Genomic DNA, 20231 nt, shown 5'->3' with positions numbered 1-20231 from the left:
CCTGTTAGCCTCTTTTTGTGTCATGGTTTTTCTCCGTCAACAACTGTTATTTATTTTTATTGCTTTTTTATCCACCTGCGTAGGTGTATATATTGCAGGGGATATAAACCTAAATTGGTATAAAATTTGTACTTATCTGATTTCAGAAAAGGCTTTTTTTTCAATTCTGTTTAATTATGCAGTGATACAACTCTTTTTTATTACACTGGGCCGTAAATATGCAGCACTTTTTCTAAGTCAATTATTTGTTATATTTTTAAATTTTATTAATGAAAAAAAACAACAATATCTATTTAGCAATTTAAGCCCTGAAGATATTTTTTTACTTCCGGAAGCCATGAAAGCAGCCCCTTGGCACTTACAACTTATCTTTTTTATTTTGATTATTTTTTTTCTTATCATACTTTTAATTGCTCTACGTAAGGAAAGTAAAGCAACTTTTCATATCTATGTTCCAAATATCGTTATTTTTGGATTACTCAGTAGCGGATTAATTTATTTAAACTTTATTAAAAATCCTATGGGTGCTTGCTTTTCTGATAACAAACCAATGATTTGTTCTAGTTTACAAGAATTTCCAAATACCAGAAATGATTGGGTTGGTGACTACCGAAAGATACAAGATTATGGGTTTGTACCTTTTTACGTTTCAAAAGTATTAGATAATGTGACAAGTGTTTTGTTACCTAATCGCAAAGTATCGGAATCAGCGATACAACAAATTTTGCAACAACACCATATTTTACAGCCATTAGAGAATAAAACTGCTCAATATCCAAATATTGTTGTAGTAATGGAGGAGTCTTTTTGGGATTCACACAAATTAGATAATGAGCTTCCGAAAGATTTATTGTCTTTTGTTCATCAAAATCAAGTCTCTAATTTGATATCACCTTCTTTTGGGGGAGGTACAGCTAATGTTGAATTTGAAGTACTTACAAGTTTGAATACGACTTTCTACCCCAATGAAGTGTTATATGTCTCTAGATTAAGAAAACCAACATATGCCTTGCCTTATTATTTAAATTCAAAAGGTTATATAACAATTGCAATGCATAATAATTATAGTTATTACTATAATCGTAATAAGGTTTATCCAATACTAGGATTTGAAAAATTTATTTCATTTGAAAATATGGTGGCTCCTAAAGATCAAGAAAAAGTAATTAATGCTGGGGGGTGGGCTACAGATGATTTAATTTTTGATTCAATAAAATCAACGTTACAAGAAAACACCCAACAGCCTAAATTCATTTATGCGATTACAGTAGAAAATCATCCTGCATATAGTGATAAACGCTACGGGAAACAAAATTTTAAATTTAATAAAGAATTATCTGATATTGATCGGCTGAAATTGAGTACTTACACTGCTGGAACTGCACGTGCTAATCAGAAATTGCAAGAGCTGGCTGAATATTTAAAAACGATTCAACAACCTACAATTTTAGTGGTATTTGGAGACCATCTTCCTAACTTGCAGGGAGTTTATGACGCTTATGACTTCTTTAAAGATGATCCTGAGAGAACTAACCTAAAAAATTACCAGACACCATTTGTGGTATGGAGTAATTATAAATTAGATAAGAAGCCTTTAAAGCAACCTTATATTGCTGCAAGTTTTGTGGCTCCAAAGCTATTAAAGCTCGCAGGGCTACCTTTATCAGATTACTATCAATTTGTTGATAATGTTTCGAGTTGTTATAGTGCCATACATCAAAAATTTGTAAAAGAAGCTCCAACTTGTAACTTTAACAATAAAGCTTTGTTAAAGGATTATGAAAATTTAAACAGAGATGTATTAGATGGGCATAATCATACTTATAAAATTATGCAAAATACCCAAGAAGAGATGGAAAAATAATTTTCCATCTCTGGTCTGGCGGAATTATTATGACTGAATTAATCCAGTCAATTCATCTACATAATGCTGCATTGGCTGAGCTTGACGGTCTGCACGGCTTTCAATGTTGAGACGTAGTAAAGGCTCAGTGTTTGAAGCACGTACATTAAAACGCCACGCACCAAAGTCGAGGCTTACACCATCGGTGCGGTCAATTTCCGGGTTTTGTTCGGCATAGAAATCGAAAATCTTTTGAATAGTGATTTGTGTATCAGCTACTTTAAAGTTGATTTCACCACTACAAGGAAACTTGGTAATCATATTTTCAACGAGTGTTGAAAGTGATTGTCCTGTTTCAGAGAGTAGGGCAACAGTAAGTAGCCACGGAATCATACCGCTGTCACAGTAAGCAAAGTCACGGAAATAGTGATGGGCACTCATTTCACCGCCATATACAGCATTATTCTCACGCATAACGTCTTTAATGAACGCGTGACCAGATTTTGACTGTACTGCAACACCTTTGTATTCATCTACGATATCAAATGTGTTCCACACTAAACGTGGGTCGTGCACAATTTTCTCGCCTGATTGTTTAATCAAGAAAGCTTGAGCCAATAGACCAACAATATAGTAGCCCTCAATGAACTGACCTTTTTCATCGAACAAGAAACAGCGGTCAAAGTCGCCGTCCCATGCAATTCCCATATCTGCTTTATGCTCAAGAACAGCATTTCGGGTACTGTCACGGTTTTCAATTAAAATTGGGTTAGGAATCCCATTTGGGAAAGTACCATCTGCTTCATGGTGAATTTTAATAAATTCAACTGGTACGTTAAGCGCCTTAAATTTTTCTTCGATTGCATCAATCACGTGACCAGCTGCACCATTACCCGCGTTTACCACTAATTTTAGTGGACGGATTTTTGCTGGTTCAATATAGGTAATTAAGTGATCAACAAACTCAGGCAAAATGTTATAACTTTGAGTTGTACCTTTTTGACTAACTTCTTCAAAGTTATTGGTTTCTGCTAAAGCCTGAATTTCTTTTAAACCAGTATCGGCACTAATTGGACGAGCATTTTCTCGTACCAATTTCATACCGTTATAGTCCATTGGGTTATGGCTCGCAGTAACTTCGATACCACCTTGCACATCTAAATGGAAAGCGGCGAAGTAAACTTCTTCAGTACCTGTCATGCCCAAATCAAGAACATTGACACCCGCATCATTTAACCCGCGGATGGTCGCTTGTTTTAAACCCTCACTGCTTAGACGAATATCACAACCTACAACCACAGTCTTTGGTTTATAGATTTGTCCGTAAGCGCGGCCAATTTTATAGGCGATTTCTTCATTCAATTCGGTGCCGAGTTTGCCTCGGATATCATAAGCTTTAAAACACGTTAAAGTAGTCATTATTCAATTCAATACATGTGGTTTGAGTTGTGTGCACATTATACATAGATCATGAAACAGGAATGTTTATAGTTTTTATATTCAAATTTTTCACTTCATTTCTATAGTTCATATCTAAATTTATAAGAAAGATTTTTACGACTTTAGTCTAATAAATAAATTTATAAATTAGAAATTGCTTGATTTTACTTAGCACTATTGGTCTTACCAATTATGATGGTTATTTAATGATTGATCTTACCAATTTCTGTGTTTATGATGCGGTCTGTGGTTTAAGGAATAACATTTGCACTTAATTTTTAATTGGTAAGACCAATTGTGTTAAATGTTTAAGAATTTAAGGTACAAAAATTCGCCCCGGCATTTCAAGGAGATGACAATGCTCAATATGTGGCAACAACTTTATGACCCTTTAAATAATATTTGGCTGTCCAGTGCGGTTGCATTAATCCCGATTATTTTCTTCTTTTTGGCATTAGCAGTTTTTCGTTTAAAAGGCAGTATCGCGGGTACGGGCACAGTCATTATTGCATTATTGATTGCTCTCTTTTTCTATCAAATGCCGGGTCAAATGGCCTTTGCGTCAATTATTTATGGTTTCTTCTATGGTCTATGGCCAATTTCATGGATCATTATTGGGGCAGTTTTTCTATACAAAATTTCGGTAAAAACAGGCCAGTTTGAGGTTATTCGCTCAAGCATTTTGTCAATTACCGAAGATCAACGGCTGCAAATGTTACTCGTTGGTTTTGCCTTTGGTACTTTCCTTGAAGGGGCTGCAGGTTTTGGTGCTCCTGTCGCAATTACGGCTGCACTCCTTGTAGGTTTAGGCTTTAAGCCACTTTACGCTGCTGGTTTATGCTTGATTGTAAATACCGCGCCAGTGGCATTTGGTGCGATGGGTATTCCAATTATTGTGGCGGGGCAGGTGTCAGGCGTAGACACTATGGAAATTAGCCAGATGGTAGGTCGTCAGTTGCCATTTTTAACGCTGATTGTGCTGTTCTGGATCATGGCGATTATGGACGGCTGGCGTGGTGTTAAAGAAACTTGGCCTGCGGTATTGGTTGGTGGTGGCGCTTTTGCGATTGCCCAATATCTTACATCTAACTTCATTGGTCCTGAACTACCAGACATTACTGCTGCAATTGCGTCATTGGTGAGCTTAACTTTGCTGTTCCGTTTCTGGAAACCAAAACATATTTTCCGCTTTGAACCTGAAGCTGGCCAAACTCTAATTCAGCAACCTACCACGGTTCAACGTTATAGCATTGGAAAAATTGCTAAGGCGTGGTCTCCATTTGCGATTTTAACAGTGATGGTCACTATCTGGAGCGTTAAGCCATTTAAAGCATTATTTGCAAAAGATGGTGCTCTTGAGCACTGGATTTTTAAACTTGAAGTGCCGTACTTGCATAAATTGGTCGAAAAAATGCCGCCGATTGTGGCAGAGATAAAGCCATACGAAGCGATTTATAAGTTTGACTGGTTCTCTGCAACAGGTACGGCAATTTTTATTGCTGCAATCATCACTGCTATTTTCTTGAAAATGAAAGCAAGTGAGGCCGTAACAACTTTTGGTGAAACACTCAATGAGTTAAAAACACCGATTTACTCGATTGGTATGGTGTTGGCGTTTGCTTTCATTGCGAACTATTCAGGTTTATCTGCAACTTTAGCTTTGGCTCTATCGCATACAGGTCATGCGTTTACTTTCTTCTCGCCATTTTTGGGCTGGCTTGGTGTGTTCCTTACGGGTTCAGATACCTCTTCAAATGCTTTGTTCTCGGCACTACAGGCAACCACAGCTCAGCAGATTGGTATTCCAGAAGTGTTATTGGTGGCTGCCAATACCAGTGGTGGTGTAACCGGTAAGATGATTTCTCCACAGTCGATTGCGATTGCGTGTGCAGCGGTAGGCTTAGTTGGAAAAGAGTCTGACTTGTTCCGTTTCACGGTAAAACATAGCATCATATTCACTGTCTTTGTTGGCATCATTATTACGGTTCAGGCTTATCTGGTTCCGTGGATGATTCCATAACTCCAGTGAAGGAAACGCGATGAGAATCTCCGATCAAGTGGTCATGAAATTGCAGGCATTAATTGAAGAGCGTCACATGAAAAAAGGTGACCGCTTGCCTGCCGAACGCCAGCTTGCAACTAGCTTAGGAGTTTCTCGTCCGTCTTTGCGTGAAGCAATTCAACAGCTCAATAGTCAAGGGGTGCTCAGTAGCCGCCGTGGCGATGGGACTTATATTCAGCAGTTACCTGAACAGTGGCCACAGCAATTGATTGTGAACCCAATTAGTAACTTGATTGAAGAAGATCCGCTGTACCGTTTTGATGTACAAGAGGCGCGGTTATTACTTGAGGGCGGCACTGCTTGGTATGCCGCATTGCGCTCAACGCCTGAAGATCGCGCCAAAATCCGTCATTATTTTAATGAAATTAGTCGCCATCAAAATGCAGGTGACTCAGCACAGGCTGCGGTGGCCGATGCTGAGTTCCACTTGGCGATTGCTGAAGCCTCTCACAATGTGGTGCTGATACAAATGATGCGTAGCTTGTTTGATTTGCTGCAATACAACGTCTTGTTAGGACGTAAAAAAGTTTATAACGACCCCGTCAATGGTGACTTGCTAAGCGAGCAACATTTTCAGGTGATGGATGCTATTGATCGTAAAGATCCCGAGGCCGCACGCCAAGCTGTCTGCGGCCATATTGAATTTGTGATTAATCATGTGCGTTCTCTGGATGAAGATGAAGCTCGCCAGAAACGTGCAAATCGTTTAAATAGAGTTGATTCAAAATGATTATTTCTTCTGGCAATGATTATCGTGCTGCGGCACAACGTCGCTTACCTCCATTTTTATTTCATTACATTGATGGTGGAGCGTATTCGGAATATACCTTAAAGCGTAACGTACAAGATTTGTCAGAAATTGCATTGCGTCAACGTGTGCTCAATGACATGTCAGCGTTAAGTTTAGAGACAAAACTATTTAACGAAACCTTGTCTATGCCTGTTGCATTAGCGCCTGTGGGTTTAACAGGTATGTATGCACGCCGTGGTGAAGTGCAAGCCGCAATGGCAGCCGATAAAAAGGGCATTCCATTTACACTTTCAACGGTTTCGGTGTGTCCGATTGAAGAAGTTGCACCTGCAATTAATCGCCCGATGTGGTTTCAGCTTTATGTATTACGTGACCGTGGTTTTATGCGTAATGCTTTGGAACGTGCAAAAGCAGCTGGTTGTTCAACACTTGTATTTACTGTAGATATGCCTGTACCGGGTGCGCGCTACCGTGATGCCCATTCGGGTATGAGTGGGCCAAATGCTGCGATGCGCCGTTATATGCAGTCTATGTTCCATCCACATTGGTCGTGGAATGTCGGCTTAATGGGTCGTCCGCACGACTTGGGCAATATCTCTAAATATTTAGGTAAACCGACTGGGCTTGAAGACTATATTGGTTGGTTAGGCTCGAACTTTGACCCATCGATTTCATGGAAAGACCTTGAGTGGATTCGTGAATTTTGGGATGGCCCAATGGTGATTAAGGGCATTTTAGATCCTGAAGATGCCAAAGATGCGGTGCGTTTTGGTGCTGATGGTATTGTGGTGTCGAATCATGGTGGTCGTCAGTTAGATGGTGTGATGTCGTCTGCATGTGCATTGCCTGCAATTGCTGATGCAGTCAAAGGTGATTTAGCAATTTTGGCTGACTCAGGCATTCGTAATGGTTTAGACGTGGTGCGCATGTTGGCGCTTGGTGCGGATACGGTTTTACTTGGCCGTGCATTTGTTTATGCCTTGGCAGCAGCAGGTGGACAAGGTGTGTCGAACTTACTTGATTTGATTGATAAGGAAATGCGTGTTGCGATGACGTTGACGGGTGCTAAGTCGATTTCGGATATTAATGCGGATTGTTTAGTACAGGCGATGAAGCTCTAACATTTTCGTACTAACTTTGATGATATTGGCACGACGGAGTCGTATCGGAAAAGGTTCAATGTAAGTAGCTAATTGACATTACTTTTTTAAAAAAGCAACCAAAAACCTTTGTTTCGATAACGGTACGTCCTTGCTACCGCATCGAAACGGCGGCATCCCTGCCGCCAACGCGTAGCCAATTTGCATTAAATCTAACACCTAGAGATTAGCTGCTAGTGCTAAGCGTCACTTACAGCCTGCGTGGTATGAGCAAAGTTTTGTTTTTGCAATGTAAATTGAAAAATGGATACAGCGAATAGGTTCTGTAAGTGACAATGGTTTTGATTACTTTTGCCAAAACAAAAGTAATGGAATTAGCTACTTTAAATATTAGTTCTAAATGGAAAAACTCCCTTGAGCTTTTCTGATTTTTAAAAAAATTATGTGGTATGGATGACCAAAAGGAAACCATCATGCAAACATTTTCTCCTCAAGCAGTGATTGAACGCTTACAAAACATTGTAGGGCGTTCGCATGTTTTGACCGATGATCAAAGCACGCGTCAGTACCGTCAAGGTCGTCGTTTTGGTGAGGGGAAAGTACTTGCTGTGGTGGTGCCGGGTACATTGCTAGAACAATGGCAAGTTTTGCAGGCTGCAATTGAGGCGGACTGTATTGTGATTATGCAGGCAGCAAATACAGGACTCACTGGTGGTTCAACCCCGTATGGTGATGATTATGACCGTCCTGTTTTGGTCATGAGTACGCGCCGTTTAAAGGGCATTCAAGTTATTCATGACGGTAAGCAAGTGATTTGTTTACCGGGTGCGACCTTAGACAATTTAGAGCAAATTTTAAAAGGTTATGACCGTGAGCCACATTCAGTCATTGGTTCATCTTGTATTGGGGCATCGGTTCTTGGTGGGGTGTGTAATAACTCTGGTGGTGCGTTGGTGCGCCGTGGCCCGGCTTATACTGAACTGGCGTTATATGCTCAGGTCAATGCTGCTGGTCAATTAGAGCTGGTGAATCATTTAGGGGTGAATTTAGGCTCGACATCCGAAGAAATTTTGACTCGTTTAGAGAAGCAGCAATATCAAGCTGTAGATATTTTAGATGACAGCGAAAAGCAGGCATCAGATCATCGCTATGCCCATGATGTGACGCAAGTTGATGAAGATACGCCTGCTCGTTTTAATGCAGACCCGTCACGATTGTTTGAAGCCTCGGGTTCGGCAGGTAAGGTCTGTGTGTTTGCTGTACGCCTTGATACCTATGAAAAAGTAGAGAGCAGTGTTTTTTATATTGGTAGTAATGATGCCGATGATTTAACGGCCATTCGTCGCTACTTACTGACCTCACTGCCAAGCTTGCCAATTGCAGGCGAATATATTCACCGTGATGCTTATTTGATTGGTGAAAAGTACGGAAAAGACACCTTCTTATTTATTGAAAAGTTTGGTACAGCCAATGTTCCAAAAGCTTTCGCGATGAAAGATAAAGTCGATGGCTTTTTAGAAAAATTTAAAATTAAAGGCTTAACAGACCAGATTTTACAGGCGATTACCTTCTTTTTACCGAGTCATTTGCCGAAGCGTATGACCGAATATCGAGACCGTTATGAGCACCATTTGGTTTTACGTGTCGAAAATAATTCGAAAGCACAGACAGAGCAGTTTTTAAAAGAATATTTTGCGGTGCATCAGTCAGGTAGTTATTTCGTATGTAGTGAAGAGGAAGGTCGAAAGGCGTTCTTACACCGTTTTGCGATTGCAGGGGCGGCAATTCGTTATCGTGATACGCACCGTAGTGAAGTTGAAGATATTGTAGCGCTTGATATTGCGCTACGCCGTAATGACCGCGAATGGGTAGAGCAACTACCAGCCGAGATGGAAAAGAAAATCATCCATAAGCTCTATTATGGGCATTTCTTTTGTCATGTGTTCCATCAGGACTATATTCTTAAAAAGGGTAATGATCCGTTAGAAATGGAACATCAAATGTGGAAATTACTCGATGCGCGCCGTGCTGAATATCCGGCAGAGCATAATGTTGGGCATCTTTACATTGCCAAACCTGCATTAGCCAATTTCTATCAAAAACTCGACCCAACCAATAGCTTTAATGTGGGTATTGGCCATACCTCAAAACTGAAATATTGGGGTAAGGCTAAATCTTAATATCGAGACATAAAAAAAGGCGCCGAAGCGCCTTTTTTTATAGATGTCTTATGCTGCTTCTACTGATTTAGCAAGCACTTCAGCCATTGCTTTAGCAACAGTGTAAACATTGTTCATGTTTAAACCTGCTACACAAATACGGCCACTACGTACTAAGTAGATTGCATATTCTTCACGCAAGATATCAACCTGTTCAGCAGTTAAACCTGTGTAGCTGAACATACCTTTTTGGTTTACAAGGTAGCTAAAGTCACGGTCTGGTAACGCTTTAGTAAGTTCATCTTTCAAGATGCTACGCATTTTGATAATACGCTCACGCATCTCTTTCACTTCACCTTGCCATTGTTGGTTAAGTTCAGCGTCATTTAACACTTCATCAACTAACCAAGCACCTGTTGTAGGAGGGCTAGAGTAAATACGGCGTACAGTCGCTTTTAACTGACCGAATGTACACTGAGCAGCTTCTGCATCGTCACATACGAAAGTTAAGCCGCCAACGCGTTCGCCATATAAAGAGAAGATTTTAGAGAACGAGTTGCTCACAATGAAGTTTAGACCCGCTTGGTCTAAAGCACGGATTGCGTACGCATCTTCTTCCATACCGTCACCAAAACCTTGGTAAGCGATGTCTAGGAATGGAATAAGGTTACGGTCTTTTAGTACTGCAATCACTTGGTCCCACTGCGCTGGGTTTAAGTCAGCACCAGTTGGGTTATGGCAGCATGGGTGCAATAACACAATGCTTTGCTCAGGCAAAGTTTTAAGTGTAGAAAGCATACCGTCAAAATCTACACCACGTGTTTCGTTGTCGAAATATGGGTAGAAATGAGTCTTGATGCCAGCGCCATTGAAAATCGCAACGTGGTTATCCCAAGTTGGTTGGCTTACCCAAACGTCTGAATTTGGGAAATAAGTTTTTAAGAAATCCGCACCAACTTTCAATGCACCTGAACCACCAAGTGTTTGGATGGTTACAGCACGGCCAGCTTTAACTGCTGGGCTGTTTGCACCAAATAAAAGTGCTTGAATTGCTTCACGGTAAGGTTTGAAGCCTTCCATTGGCAAATAAAGTTTGGTTTTACCGTTTTTAGGCTCGATACGCTTTTGCGCTTCAATAATGGTCTCTAACTGAGGAACAATACTGTCTTCGTTATAGTAAAGACCAATACTCAAGTTCACTTTTCCAGAACGAGTATCAGCGTTGAACTGTTCCATTAAAGATAAAATTGGGTCGCCTGCGTATGGGGGGATATGTTGAAACATCAAAAAAGTCCTTTCATTCAACAATATGCATAGTGCTGGGTTTTTTCTGTCTCGAAAAATACGCCACAACTATGTCGATGTTCAATAATGTATCAATAAAGCTACCGTGAAGCACCTGATAATTTCACTAATATCGATATTTTCTGGATGAAAATGATAAAAAGATTTAAAAGAAATTACGGTAAATAGATACTAATTTATAACTCATGCCTTCATTCAAGCAGATTGTCTACAATCTTGCTGTAATACATTGGTTGTAGACTAAAGTTTGAAACAAAAGATTAGAGGTCGAAAAGCAGCTAAAAAAGTGCCATAAATCTATAGGTAAAATAATATTAACTAACTGTTTTATAAATACAAATTGGAAAGTGGTGTAATACTATAAATATAAGGTGAAATGACAGGCCAAATGATAAAAATTGACCTGATGCGTTCTCTAAAGTGTCAACAATCACCTTGATTTTTTTCATTCATACCGCTATAAAACTCATAATTGATTAAAAATTGTCGACAATATGCAAGATTTGACCTACGCACCAGAGCCATTACAAAGTCAGGGAAGAACACTGACCGAGAATGTATTTAAACAAATACAGACGGCGATTGTTTTAGGTCAAATTCCGGCAGGTAGCAAAATTTCTGAGCCTGAACTGGCGCGCACTTATGGCATTAGCCGTGGGCCATTGCGTGAAGCGATTCATCGCCTTGAAGGTCAACGTTTGGTTGAGCGTACTGCTCATGTGGGTGCGCGCGTGGTTTCGCTCTCACTGCAACAGTTCAAAGAGCTTTATCAAATTCGGGCGTCTTTAGAAGGTTTGGCTTGCAAACTTGCTGCACAGCATATTGATAAAAAGCAAATCTTGGCACTACGTGATGTTTTGCGTATGCATGCTGAAGATGAAAACTTTAAAGCAGGTAAAGGATATTACTTGCAAGAAGGACAGGACGATTTTCACTACTGCATTATCAAAAGTAGTGGCAATAAAACCCTAGAAAAAATGCTATGTGATGAGCTTTATCACCTCATTCGTATGTACCGAATTCAATTTTCAAACACACCCGATCGTCCGAGCAAAGCTTGGGACGAACATATCCGTATTTTAGATGCAATTGCAGAAGGTGATGGTGAACTTGCTGAGCTGCTGATGCATCGACATATCAATGCTTCTTACAAAATTATTGAGCAAACACTGCTACAAGCACAAGGAGAACATAACAATGGCTAAACAATCCGCAGGTCAGCTATTTCGCGATGCAGTAGCCCAAGAAAAGCCATTACAAGTGGTTGGAACCATTAACGCCAATCATGCACTTTTGGCAAAACGTGCAGGTTATAAAGCGATTTACTTATCAGGTGGTGGTGTGGCCGCTGGTTCTTTAGGTTTACCTGATTTGGGAATCAGTAACCTGGATGATGTATTGACAGACGTACGCCGTATTACCGATGTATGTGATCTTCCTTTATTGGTCGATGCTGACACAGGTTTTGGCGCTTCTGCATTTAACATTGCTCGTACGACAAAAGCACTGATCAAGTTTGGTGCTGCGGCAATGCACATTGAAGACCAAGTGGGCGCAAAACGTTGTGGTCACCGTCCGAACAAAGCCATTGTGACTCAAGAAGAAATGGTTGACCGTATTAAAGCTGCGGTCGATGCGCGTGGTGATGACAGCTTCGTGATTATGGCGCGTACCGACGCATTGGCAGTAGATGGCTTACAAGCTGCAATTGACCGTGCGGGTGCTTACATTGAAGCGGGTGCAGACATGTTATTCCCTGAAGCAATTACCGAGCTTGATATGTACAAGCAATTTGCTCAGAAGACTGGCGCACCAATTTTGGCAAACATCACAGAGTTTGGTTCTACACCACTGTTTACTACTGAAGAGTTAGCATCTGCCGATGTAAGCCTTGCGCTTTATCCGCTTTCTGCTTTCCGTGCTATGAACAAAGCAGCCGAAACTGTGTATGAAACCTTACGTAAAGAAGGTACGCAAAAGAACGTGGTTGATATTATGCAAACGCGTAAAGAGTTATATGAACGCATCAACTACTATGCGTTTGAAGACTATTTAGATAACGCATTTGCTAAAAAGAAGTAATAAATTAAAAAGTTGATTAATTGGAATCTGATACTCGGAGGCGTCATCTGCAACTGTTTGAGACAGGGCTACATTTTTTAAAATTGGTTCTGCGATAGATAGGATATTCGATGGTTGTGGACGAGTTTTGCAGATGACAATGGTTTTGCCTACTTTTCCCGAAAGAAAAGTAGGTCGAACCGAAGGTTAATCCTGAAATAAGAAGTGAAAATGGTACGACTCCGTCGTGCTTAATAAATAAATTCAGATAGATAGGAAAGGAAAATCTTATGAGCTCAAATGAAACAACAACAGGCTTCAAACCAAAAAAATCAGTTGCACTAAGTGGACAAGTTGCAGGCAACACAGCACTTTGTACCGTAGGACGTAGCGGTAACGACTTGCACTATCGTGGCTATGATATTCTTGACCTTGCAGCAGGTAGCCAGTTTGAAGAAGTTGCTCACTTGCTCGTACATGGCAAATTACCAAACAAAGCTGAACTCAAAGCCTATAAAGCAAAATTAAAAGCGCTTCGTGGCTTACCGGCAGCACTTAAAACAGCACTTGAACAACTTCCTCCGTCTGCACACCCAATGGATGTGATGCGTACAGGTGTTTCAGTGCTTGGTTGTTTAACTCCAGAACATGAAGACCACAACGAAGCTGGCGCAAAAGACATTGCTGACAAATTAATGGCAAGCCTAGGCTCAATGCTGCTTTATTGGTACCACTTCAGCAATAACGGTCGTCGTATTGAAGTTGAAACAGATGACGACTCAATTGCCGCGCATTTCTTACATTTACTTCATGGCGAAAAACCATCTGAAGAATGGATTCAAGCCATGCATACATCTCTTATTTTGTATGCTGAGCACGAGTTCAACGCATCAACATTTACGTCACGTGTGGTTGCAGGTACAGGTTCTGACATGTACTCGGCAATTACTGGTGGTATTGGCGCACTTCGTGGACCTAAACACGGTGGTGCAAACGAAGTTGCATTCGTGATTCAACAACGTTACGACAATGCAGACGAAGCAGAAGCTGACATCCGTAAGCGTGTTGAAAATAAAGAAGTTGTGATCGGATTTGGTCACCCTGTATATACAGTTTCTGACCCACGTAACGAAGTGATCAAGAAAGTGGCGCACGACTTGGCGCAAGCACAAGAGAACACCAAAATGTACCTCATTGCTGAACGTTTAGAAGCAGTGATGAAAGAAGTGAAAAACATGTTCCCGAACCTCGATTGGTTCAGTGCGGTGAGCTATCACTTAATGGGTGTTCCAACTGCTATGTTCACACCGTTATTCGTGATTGCACGTACAGCCGGTTGGTCAGCGCACGTGATTGAACAACGCCAAGACGGCAAAATCATTCGTCCAAGCGCGAACTACACAGGTCCTGAAAACCTCGAATTTAAACCATTGGCGGAGCGTGGTTAATGAACACAAAATACCGTAAACCGCTGGCAGGTACCCAGCTTGAATATTACGACGTGCGTCAAGCCGTTGAAGATATTCAGCCAGGCGCATACGAAAAACTGCCTTACACCTCTAAAGTACTCGCAGAGCAATTGGTACGCCGTGCCGATGCCGAGAACTTAACTGCTTATTTAACGCAGTTGATTGAACGCCGTCAGGACTTGGACTTTCCTTGGTATCCTGCGCGCGTGGTGTGTCATGACATCTTGGGCCAAACTGCATTGGTTGACCTTGCAGGTTTACGTGATGCGATTGCTGACAAAGGCGGCGACCCATCTAAAGTTAACCCAGTTGTGCCAACACAGCTCATTGTCGACCACTCTTTAGCAGTGGAATACGGTGGTGCTGACCCAGACGCTTTTGCAAAAAACCGTGCTGTTGAAGACCGTCGTAACGAAGACCGTTTCCACTTTATTGAGTGGACCAAAACTGCATTTAAAAATGTCGATGTAATCCCTGCGGGGAACGGCATTATGCACCAGATTAACCTAGAGAAAATGTCTCCGGTGATTCAGGCACGTGATGGCGTAGCATTCCCAGACACTTGCGTAGGTACAGACTCACACACACCACATACCGACGCTTTGGGCGTAATTTCTGTGGGTGTTGGTGGTTTAGAAGCTGAAAACGTAATGTTGGGCCGTGCATCTTGGATGCGTCTGCCAGACATTATTGGTGTTGAGTTGGTTGGTCAGCGTCAGGCAGGTATTACTGCAACAGATATCGTACTGGCTTTAACCGAGTTCTTGCGTAAAGAGCGCGTAGTGGGTGCTTACCTTGAGTTCTTTGGTGAAGGTGCTGACAGCATGTCGGTGGGCGACCGTGCAACCATTTCGAACATGACACCAGAATATGGCGCTACGGCTGCGATGTTCTACATCGACCAAAACACAATCGACTACTTACGCCTAACAGGTCGTGAAGATGCTCAAGTGGCATTGGTTGAACAGTACGCAAAAGAAATTGGCCTTTGGGCATCTGAAATGACCAAAGCAGAGTACCCTCGTGTACTACGTTTTGATTTATCGACAGTTACACGTAACATTGCTGGTCCATCAAACCCGCATGCACGTGTTTCAACTAGCGATCTAAAAGAAAAAGGCATTGCAGGTGTAGTTGAAAACCGTTCTGACGGCTTAATGCCAGATGGCGCAATCATTATTGCTGCAATTACTTCATGTACCAATACTTCTAACCCACGTAACACCGTGGCGGCAGGCTTGTTGGCACGTAAAGCAAATGAACTTGGCCTAACACGTAAACCGTGGGTGAAAACCTCATTTGCACCGGGTTCAAAAGCGGCTGCACTTTACCTTGAAGAAGCAGGTGTCCTAAAAGACTTAGAACAACTTGGTTTTGGTATTGTGGCTTACGCTTGTACGACCTGTAATGGTATGTCTGGTGCGTTAGATCCTGCTATTCAGCAAGAAATTATTGACCGTGACTTGTACGCAACAGCAGTACTCTCTGGTAACCGTAACTTCGATGGCCGTATTCATCCATACGCAAAACAAGCGTTCTTGGCATCTCCACCGCTTGTTGTAGCATATGCAATTGCGGGTACGATTCGTTTTGACATCGAAAAAGATGCGTTAGGTCATGACAAAGAAGGTAACCCGATTTACCTGAAAGACATTTGGCCATCTGACGCTGAAATTGATGCCTTAGTTAAAGAAGCCGTGAAGCCTGAACAGTTCCGTAAAGTCTACATTCCAATGTTTGACTTGGGCGAAGTTGAACAAGCGAAAAGCCCACTTTACGACTGGCGTCCGCAAAGTACTTACATCCGCCGTCCACCATATTGGGAAGGGGCGTTGGCTGCACCACGTACTTTGGCGAACATGCGTCCGCTTGCGATTTTGGGTGACAACATCACCACCGACCACTTATCGCCTTCAAATGCTATTTTGATGGACTCGGCTGCGGGTGAATACCTTCACAAAATGGGCGTACCAGAAGAAGACTTCAACTCATACGCAACCCACCGTGGTGACCACTTGACTGCACAACGTGCAACATTTGCCAACCCGAAACTCTATAACGAAATGGTGGTTCGTTCAGACGGTACCATTAAGCAAGGTTCAAAAGCGCGTGTAGAGCCAGAAGGCGAAGTGATGCGTATGTGGGAAGCGATTGAAACCTACATGAACCGTAAGCAACCGTTAATCATTATCGCGGGTGCTGACTACGGTCAGGGTTCAAGCCGTGACTGGGCTGCAAAAGGTGTACGCCTTGCTGGTGTTGAAGCGATTGTGGCAGAAGGTTTTGAGCGTATTCACCGTACTAACTTGGTGGGCATGGGCGTGTTACCACTTGAGTTTAAACCTGGCGTAAACCGCAAGACTTTAAAACTAGATGGTACAGAGCTTTACAGCGTGATTGGTAATATTGCGCCGCGTTCGACTTTAACTTTAGTGATTGAACGTGCCACAGCAGATGGTAAAGAAGAGATTCTTGAAGTACCTGTGACTTGCCGTTTAGATACAGAAGAAGAAGTGTCTGTATATGAAGCGGGCGGTGTATTACAGCGTTTTGCGCAAGACTTTTTAGAAGGCCAAGTGGCTTAGCCATTAAAATAACTAAATAAGCCCCATAATAGTGGGGCTTATTTGTTGAAAAAATAAAATTAATATAATATAAATCAAACTTATATTTAGTACTTAATAATTAAGATGAATGAGATTAATAAATTAAAAGGATTAGGTGGTTGGTTAACTTTAGTTGGGATAGCCTTAATTATTTCTCCTATTAGGCTGATTGTAACTGGTTACCAGAATTACTATCCTGTGTTTTCAGAAGGGGTGTTTAATTTATTAACTTCAGTTGACTCTCCATACTATCATCCACTTTGGAAATATTATCTTTTTTGGGAAATAGCAGTTAATATATTTTTAGTCTTAATTTCCTTTATTTTGCTATACTTATTCTTTAGAAAACATTCTATTTTTCCAAAATTATTTATATCATTTTGCGTTCTAATTATAATTCTTATTCTTGTGGATGCATCATTAATAAAATTAATATTACCTAATGAAGAAGTTTTTGATAACGATACTTCAAAGGAGCTTATGAGAAGTATCTTTTATGGAATGATTTGGATTCCATATATGTTGTTTTCTAAAAGAGTAAAAGCAACTTTTGTAGAGAAATAAATATTTTTTAAACCCACTCTAATTGAAATAATTTTATATTTTAATTTGGTTTCAAAATCATAATTGTTTTAAATAAAAAAAAAGCCCGGCATCCTGTCGGGCTTTTTCGTATTTGGTTGCTAGATATGACTCCTGTCGTATCTCACGATCCTGATGCATGAACCTATTATTGTTGTTTTATGTTCCGGAACATCCTGTTCCTGTATGAACTCATCATAGAAAAAAAGCAGGGGATAGCCAATCCGCTAAATCCCTAAATCTATGTAAGATAAATCGTACAAATAACATTTTTTGCATTTATGCCATCATCATCGGGCGAAATGGACAATTGACAATCACTCTAACTGGGTTATATTCCTGTTTAATATATATACGATTATAGGAATGTAATCATGGTAACAGCTGGCGAAAAACCCGGAACAGGCTTCTATTTCTGTGCTCAGTGTGGTCATAGAGTGTTTTTAGAAATTAATACCGACCCTTTACCACCTTGCACGAAATGCTACTGCACACAATTTAAACGTTAAGAATGAAATAATATTTGCGTTCGCATTTAACAAAAAGCCCTGTCACCCGATGGGGCTTTTTTGTTAATTTAAAAATAAGACTTACATAACAAGACCCGTGATGGGCATGAAAAGGAAACCGTTATGGAAACAATATTGGGTTTATGTATTGGCGTGGGCTTAAGCGCTGCCTGCGGTTTTCGTGTGTTTGTGCCGCTACTGGTCATGAGCATTGCTACCATGATGGGCTGGTTTGAGCCATCGAAAGGCTTTGAGTGGTTAGCTCTGCCATCGGTGTGTTTGGCCTTAGGTGTAGCAACGGTGTGTGAAATTGCAGCCTACTATATACCGTGGGTGGATAACGCCCTAGATACAGTCGCAACCCCTGCGGCGATGATTGCGGGTACGCTTACCACAATGGCTGTGAGTAGTGGGGAAATGTCTCAGTTTGCTACTTGGGCAGCAGCGATTATTGTTGGCGGTGGTACGGCAGGTGTGGTGCAAATGAGTACCGTAGCTGCACGTGGTGTTTCAACTGCAACCACGGGTGGCTTAGGGAACTTTGTTGTGGCAACAGGTGAGTGGATTGGAGCAATCTTACTTTCAGTTTCAGCAATGTTAGTGCCTGCGCTTGTGGCAATAGTGGTGCTAATTGCAGTTATTTGGGTGGTACGTTGGATTCGCCATAAAAAACAAGAACAGGCGCATACCCCGCTATAGGTGTGTGTAAATATCATTTTTAAATAAGCATAAAAAAAGCCCGACATCCTGTCGGGCTTTCTTGTATTTGGTGATTAGATATGACTCCTGTCGTATCTCACGCTCCTGGTGCTTGAACGTATTATTGTTGTTTTATGTTCTGGAACATCCTGTTCCTGTATGAGTTCATAATAGGAAAAAAGCAGGGAGTCGCCAATCCGCAAAATCCTTAAAAGTTTGTAGGTTAAAGCGTACAAGATTGCCTTTTAATTTATCATTATGTTCTCATGGTATTGTTTTAAACCGAGATATATTCATGCTGAGTGGTTGTGAAAAATGTGATGAATGCGGAAGCCAGTATTTAAAAACTAAATCTAGCATGGCCTCGTTGTGTCCTGAATGTGCTTCTATAATTTATGGATATGCAAATTGTGAGCATGTTTTTAAAGAGGGGCGTTGTATACATTGTTACTGGGATGGCAGCACAACCACTTATATTGAAGACTTAAAGAAAAACTCATAAATATTCAGATATAAAAAAAGCCCAACATCCTGTTGGGCTTTTTCGTATTTGGGTACTAGATATGACTCCTGTCGTATCTCACGATCCTGATGCATGAACCTATTATTGTTGTTTTATGTTCCGGAACATCCTGTTCCTGTATGACTTCATATTAGGAAAAAAGCAGTGTGTCGCCAATCCGCAAAAACCTTAAAAGTTTGTAGGATAAAACGTACAAGATACTATTCGTCTTGAGGTAAAGGCCAAAGAATATCTTTGTTTTTCTTGAATTTTTTGTACCAATATTGGCTTATCAGCGCTTTGTCATCTCTATCGAAATGATAAACGAATATATCTAAAGCTTCATTTAGGTCGAGGTCATAGCGAAACTTGGCAGTAGCTAAATGATCTTGTATTTCATATAACTGATTAAATATAGGTAAAGATTCTTCATAAGCTAACAATTGAATTTGTTGAAGAAGTTCTTTTATTTGAAGCTCATACGCATCTAAAACTCTTGCCAGATCAATCCTTACATCTCTATAGGTGATAAGTTTTTGCTCAAATTCATCCCATGTGTAGTTCATTCTAATAAATGTTCAAAAGTTGAATGTAAGCACAGCATAACTGGATTGGTTATAAAATTAATCTGATTTTTCAAAATGATAGATCGGCAAATCAAACAACTTAGGCCCCTATGCCACAACAGACTTTAATTTTTTGCGCTGATTTAAAGTACAACACCATTGCGACACAGAGATAAAGAGCTAAGCCAACGCTTAGCCCAGACTACTTTTGTCACACCGCTGCATGGTGCTTAAAAAAGTAGGGGCAAAGTCCCGTGGGAGAACAGGACTTTGCAAACTGACATGTTCTAGGCGCTGCATCATTTTCGGGGAATAAGCTTTTTCAAGTTGCTGGTAAATACAGTCACAACTGGCCTCGCTATGCCCACCTGACAGGCAAATTTTTTCAAACTCCTGTTGAGCATGAAGGCTGCAACCTGCAACACCTAAGCTACCGACTATGAAACTTAAAGCCAAAAAGGGTTTATAAATTTTCATATTATTCTCATGAGTATTTATATCTATAACTAAAATAAAAAATATAATTGCTTGGGAAGTTAAAATAATTTTTTAAATAAAAGTTAATCCTCCTATAAAT

17 protein-coding genes are annotated in these 20231 nt (G+C 40.8%); 12 read left to right on the top strand and 5 right to left on the bottom strand.

What is annotated here, in order from left to right; all coding sequences use genetic code 11:
* Positions 1-22 precede the first annotated feature (22 nt).
* Positions 23-1864 (top strand): LTA synthase family protein, encoded by a 1842-nt coding sequence (locus ACH63V_RS15140; protein ID WP_396463954.1) that lies wholly within the window; start codon positions 23-25, stop codon positions 1862-1864.
* Positions 1865-1891: 27 nt separating this feature from the next.
* Here the strand turns inward: ACH63V_RS15140 and ACH63V_RS15135 are convergent, their stop codons facing one another.
* On the bottom strand, positions 1892-3262 hold the full coding sequence (locus tag ACH63V_RS15135; RefSeq protein WP_263612663.1) for a phosphomannomutase CpsG: 1371 nt from the start codon (positions 3260-3262) through the stop codon (positions 1892-1894).
* 373 nt (positions 3263-3635) lie between these two features.
* On the opposite strand from ACH63V_RS15135, the gene lldP reads away from it, so the two are divergent.
* The 4 genes from lldP to dld all read left to right on the top strand — a co-directional run bounded on the left by lldP (position 3636) and on the right by dld (position 9376).
* Positions 3636-5303: an L-lactate permease gene (gene lldP, locus ACH63V_RS15130; protein ID WP_396463947.1), complete on the top strand. Its 1668-nt coding sequence runs from the start codon at positions 3636-3638 to the stop codon at positions 5301-5303.
* Between the two features lie 19 nt (positions 5304-5322).
* Positions 5323-6075 (top strand): transcriptional regulator LldR, encoded by a 753-nt coding sequence (lldR, locus tag ACH63V_RS15125; protein WP_005309013.1) that lies wholly within the window; start codon positions 5323-5325, stop codon positions 6073-6075.
* The gene (gene lldD, locus ACH63V_RS15120; RefSeq protein ID WP_396463946.1) at positions 6072-7217 is read left to right on the top strand and encodes an FMN-dependent L-lactate dehydrogenase LldD; all 1146 of its coding nucleotides are present in this window, start codon (positions 6072-6074) and stop codon (positions 7215-7217) included. The genes lldR and lldD overlap by 4 nt, the downstream gene beginning before the upstream one ends.
* 452 nt (positions 7218-7669) lie before the next feature.
* Positions 7670-9376: a D-lactate dehydrogenase gene (gene dld, locus ACH63V_RS15115; RefSeq protein WP_396463944.1), complete on the top strand. Its 1707-nt coding sequence runs from the start codon at positions 7670-7672 to the stop codon at positions 9374-9376.
* 48 nt (positions 9377-9424) lie between these two features.
* Here the strand turns inward: dld and ACH63V_RS15110 are convergent, their stop codons facing one another.
* On the bottom strand, positions 9425-10639 hold the full coding sequence (locus ACH63V_RS15110; RefSeq protein WP_016142558.1) for an amino acid aminotransferase: 1215 nt from the start codon (positions 10637-10639) through the stop codon (positions 9425-9427).
* Between the two features lie 335 nt (positions 10640-10974).
* Entirely contained in the window at positions 10975-11109 is a 135-nt protein-coding gene (locus ACH63V_RS15105) for a hypothetical protein (protein ID WP_107882219.1), read from the bottom strand.
* A gap of 45 nt (positions 11110-11154) precedes the next feature.
* On the opposite strand from ACH63V_RS15105, the gene ACH63V_RS15100 reads away from it, so the two are divergent.
* The 7 genes from ACH63V_RS15100 (at position 11155) to ACH63V_RS15070 (ending at position 18586) form a co-directional block, all read left to right on the top strand.
* Entirely contained in the window at positions 11155-11865 is a 711-nt protein-coding gene (locus ACH63V_RS15100) for a GntR family transcriptional regulator (RefSeq protein ID WP_014208068.1), read from the top strand.
* A complete protein-coding gene (gene prpB, locus ACH63V_RS15095; protein ID WP_004706036.1) occupies positions 11858-12742 on the top strand; it encodes a methylisocitrate lyase in 885 nt (294 codons plus the stop codon). The genes ACH63V_RS15100 and prpB overlap by 8 nt, the downstream gene beginning before the upstream one ends.
* Before the next feature lie 269 nt (positions 12743-13011).
* Entirely contained in the window at positions 13012-14169 is a 1158-nt protein-coding gene (gene prpC / locus ACH63V_RS15090; protein ID WP_002120737.1) for a 2-methylcitrate synthase, read from the top strand.
* Positions 14169-16775, top strand: coding sequence for a Fe/S-dependent 2-methylisocitrate dehydratase AcnD (gene acnD, locus ACH63V_RS15085; RefSeq protein ID WP_287084642.1), 2607 nt, complete (start codon positions 14169-14171; stop codon positions 16773-16775). Before prpC ends, acnD begins: the two co-directional genes overlap by 1 nt.
* A 105-nt stretch (positions 16776-16880) precedes the next feature.
* Positions 16881-17360 carry a DUF2569 domain-containing protein gene (locus ACH63V_RS15080; RefSeq protein WP_022574344.1) on the top strand — a complete coding sequence of 160 codons (480 nt, stop codon included), beginning with the start codon at positions 16881-16883 and terminating at the stop codon, positions 17358-17360.
* Positions 17361-17752: 392 nt separating this feature from the next.
* Positions 17753-17887, top strand: a complete 135-nt coding sequence (locus tag ACH63V_RS15075; RefSeq protein WP_001983336.1) for a zinc ribbon-containing protein — start codon at positions 17753-17755, stop codon at positions 17885-17887.
* Between the two features lie 123 nt (positions 17888-18010).
* Positions 18011-18586: a DUF4126 domain-containing protein gene (locus tag ACH63V_RS15070; protein WP_057691244.1), complete on the top strand. Its 576-nt coding sequence runs from the start codon at positions 18011-18013 to the stop codon at positions 18584-18586.
* Between the two features lie 723 nt (positions 18587-19309).
* Here the strand turns inward: ACH63V_RS15070 and ACH63V_RS15065 are convergent.
* The gene (locus ACH63V_RS15065) at positions 19310-19654 is read right to left on the bottom strand and encodes a hypothetical protein (protein ID WP_396463943.1); all 345 of its coding nucleotides are present in this window, start codon (positions 19652-19654) and stop codon (positions 19310-19312) included.
* Positions 19655-19846: 192 nt separating this feature from the next.
* Positions 19847-20131, bottom strand: coding sequence for a hypothetical protein (locus tag ACH63V_RS15060; protein ID WP_000708397.1), 285 nt, complete (start codon positions 20129-20131; stop codon positions 19847-19849).
* Positions 20132-20231: the final 100 nt, after the last annotated feature.

Source organism: Acinetobacter sp. ABJ-A23_2 (genome assembly GCF_044538765.1).
GTDB classification, from domain to species: domain Bacteria; phylum Pseudomonadota; class Gammaproteobacteria; order Pseudomonadales; family Moraxellaceae; genus Acinetobacter; species Acinetobacter nosocomialis_A.
The sequence above is the reverse complement of the archived record's forward strand: the minus strand, read 5'-3'. Positions and strand labels throughout refer to the sequence as shown.